Annotated in this window: 2 protein-coding genes; both read right to left on the bottom strand. The window is 72.1% G+C overall.

The features are described 5' to 3' along the window. Positions 1-91: 91 nt before the first annotated feature. Entirely contained in the window at positions 92-301 is a 210-nt protein-coding gene (locus tag ABZW03_RS41115) for a cold-shock protein (RefSeq protein ID WP_355270029.1), read from the bottom strand. A 291-nt stretch (positions 302-592) separates the two neighbouring features. Next, positions 593-1003: a sigma factor-like helix-turn-helix DNA-binding protein gene (locus ABZW03_RS41110; protein WP_355270027.1), complete on the bottom strand. Its 411-nt coding sequence runs from the start codon at positions 1001-1003 to the stop codon at positions 593-595. Positions 1004-1153 lie beyond the last annotated feature (150 nt).

Raw genomic sequence — 1153 nt, 5'->3', positions numbered from 1 at the left:
GGACGACCGCGACCATGCCGACGCCCATGTTCAGCGTCTTCTCGATCTCCAGGGTGGCCACCTTGCGATCCGGGGATCGCGGCGGGGAGCGTCAGAGCGCGATGGGGCGGATGTTCTCCGCCTGAAGGCCCTTCTGGCCCTGGGTGACGTCGTACTCGACCTTCTGGCCCTCGAGCAGCTCACGGAAGCCCGAGGCGTTGATGTTCGAGTAGTGGGCGAACACGTCCGGGCCGCCGTCCTCCTGCTGGATGAAGCCGAAACCCTTTTCCCCGTTGAACCACTTCACGGTGCCGAAAGCCATGGGAAATTCTCCTTCGAAGGCGCTGTGGACCCGCACTGCGCGGGACCACGTGTCGCCGCACTGATGACCCGCTGGGATCTCAGAAAAAAATGCGCCTGCGAGGGAACCAGCAGGCGCACACAGAGTTCATGGGAACCAAAACTGCAACTTCTACGACCGTAACAGGCTCCGGGCCGAAAAGGGAATTTCCGCAGCACATTTTTCCGGTCCGCGGGCCTCGGCACCTGCACCGATGCCGGTGGCGGCGTGGTGCCGGTGCCGCCGGCCGCACGGACCGACCGCCGGGGCCGCTCAGCGGCGGGCGGCGGCCAGCGAGCGCAGCTGGACGTGGACGGCGGCGGGTTCGGTGCCGGTGAGGGCGGCGATCTCGGCGGCGGACAGGTCGAGGACCAGGTGCAGCAGCAGGACGTCCTGCTGGGCGGCGGTGAGGTGGGCGACCGGTCCGAGCGGCCGGGGGCCGGCCAGGGTGCAGACGCGGCGGCGCACCGCCTGCCAGGCGCAGGCGGCCGGGCTGGCGGTGGACAGGGCGTCGAGCCAGTGCCCGCCGAGTTCCTCGAAGGCGGCGCGCACGGCCAGGGGCGCGTCGGCGGGCGACAGGAGCAGGGCGGCGTAGGCGAGGTAGTGGCGCAGGTGGAGGTCGTGCAGCGCCCACAGGCCCAGGGCGGGCCCGGGGGTGGCCGGACGGCGTGGTGGTGTCGGCATGGTGGTGTCCCAAGGTTTCCCGAGGTGTCCCGAGGTTCCGGGGCGTCCCGGGGTGGCCGGGGGTTGTCCGGGGGTTGTCCCGGGCGGGTGGCTGCGGGTCCGCGGCCGGGGGGGGGGGGGGGGGCGCCGGCCCGCGGCCGGGGGCCAGCC

Source organism: Kitasatospora sp. NPDC004799, assembly GCF_040609095.1.
Lineage (GTDB): Bacteria > Actinomycetota > Actinomycetes > Streptomycetales > Streptomycetaceae > Kitasatospora.
The sequence above is the reverse complement of the archived record's forward strand: the minus strand, read 5'-3'. Positions and strand labels throughout refer to the sequence as shown.